Source organism: Streptomyces sp. NRRL B-1347, from assembly GCF_000720325.1.
Classification (GTDB): domain Bacteria; phylum Actinomycetota; class Actinomycetes; order Streptomycetales; family Streptomycetaceae; genus Streptomyces.
The window spans coordinates 1-1,837 of sequence record NZ_JOJM01000200.1; the positions used below are offsets into that span (position 1 = coordinate 1).

Here is a 1,837-nt window from a genome sequence, read left to right on the forward strand (position 1 = left end):
ATCACCCAGTCGCACTGGCGCCGCGCCCACCAAGCCCGCGCGCAACGCTGCCACAACGCCGCCCGTGAGAGACGAGATCACGAGTCACGGCTGTAGTACAGGGCGAGTTCGTGGGCCGACCACGTGCGTCCGGGGTCGGCGCGGAGGAGTTCGAGGGCTTGCTCCCGGCGGCTCCCTGACGAGCGGTGGGTGGGCCGGTCATCTCGCGAGGTAGTCGGTAAAGGGCGCTGTTCGACGGCAGGGTCCAGGACGGTGATGTCGAGACCGGTGACGGGGCGACTGGTCTCGGGCCTGCCGTCGTCGAAGCGTTCGCTGTAACGGGAGACCGGTGACTTGACCTTTCGGGCGCTGACCCGTGGCCGTCGGGGTGGGAGCAGGGAGGCCAGGACGTGGTGCCTGATCATCCCGGCCGACCCGGGTGTAGTAGTGATCACGTCGCGGGCTGTTACGACCTGGTCGCGGGCGGTCTGGAGGGCGACAGTGAATCCGCAACGGTCCGGATCGGTGCCCGGGACGGATTCGGCGGCGTCGACCATCACGGTGCGCAGTACTTGATAGAGCGTGAGCAGTGCCCACATTTCCTGTTCAAGGCCGAAGGGATCGCTCGAGCGCAGCCGACGGCCGCCCATGAGCGTGTGACGCAGCGCGAAATAGGCGGATTCGTGCTCCCACCGTTGGTGATAGAGACGCGTCAGGCTGGCCGCAGGGTAGCGGCGGGCGTCGGTCAGGGTCGTCACCAGCCGGTAGGCCCCGGTGAAGACGGTGCCGTCCGAGCAGGTCACCGTGATCTGTGCGTCGATGATCCGTACCTTCACCTCGCCGAGCACCGACAGGTACGAGCCGTCGGCGAGGCGGCACAGGACCGGAGTGCGGCGGTTGCTGCGCAGCCGGCCCAGGACCTGGGCCCGTGTGGCGATGACCGCGGCGAGGAACGCGTTGCCGTCGAACCCCTTGTCCCACAGGACGAGCATGTCCGGCCGCAGCAGATGCAGCAGGCGCCTGGCGTAGCTGGTCTCGCCCTCGGCGGTGGGGCCGAAGACCGCGCCCAGCAGGGCCCGGGTGCCGGTTTCCACCAGTGTCATCAACTCCAGTGTCGGGTAGCCCTGGTTGGTGCGTTGGCCCAGCCAGGAGCGGTTTCGATCGGAATCGGCAACCCGCTGTGAACTGCAGCCGTCGAACGACACCGTCCGGTACGGCCCGAAACGCACCCCAGGTGTCCCCGGCTGGGCCAGCGGACCGGCCAGGACATCGAACAGAGCCCGCACTGGTGCCGATCCCAGACGGCGGCGCAGGTCCCGCAGAGCCTTCGCGCTCGGCGAGGCCACCGGCATCCCCGCCAGGCCGCCGGTCAGCTTGTCCCAGACCAGCCGGTAGCCGACCTCGGGGAACAGACACATCGCGAGCAGGAAGTACATCCCGACGCGGGAGGGCAGGTCGCACAGCCGCCGCTGCACTGTCCGGGTCTCCGCCAGAACCGCGTCGACGAGTTCGAACGGCACCACGGCAGTCAATTCCCCCAGATGGCCCGGAGCGAACCGGCCTGCGGCCACAGTGACCGTACGGGTAATGGCCGTCAGCGCGGACGGCAGGACAGAATGAGACGGCAACGGAGCTCCTTGGATACATGCTGTCTTGGTCGACTGCCTGTTCCAACGAGCTCCGTTGTTCTACGTCAGGAACCCTTCAACGCCCCTTACGTGACCTGCGAGTTCGTTAACTTCCCGGCCTTGAGGTGTCCCCCGGAGTGTGGACACAGGGGCTCATGCTGCGATTGAGAGTGTATCTGCTCGTAGGTGCTGCTGTTCGAATTCGGCTGGTGAGAGGTAGTTGAGGGCAC

General features: G+C 67.1%; 1 protein-coding gene. It reads right to left on the reverse strand.

What is annotated here, in order from left to right:
- Window positions 1-77: 77 nt before the first annotated feature.
- Complete coding sequence (locus IG74_RS0144400) at window positions 78-1,550, reverse strand: IS4 family transposase (protein WP_158858118.1); 1,473 nt, start codon at window positions 1,548-1,550, stop codon at window positions 78-80.
- Between the last annotated feature and the right edge of the window lie 287 nt (window positions 1,551-1,837).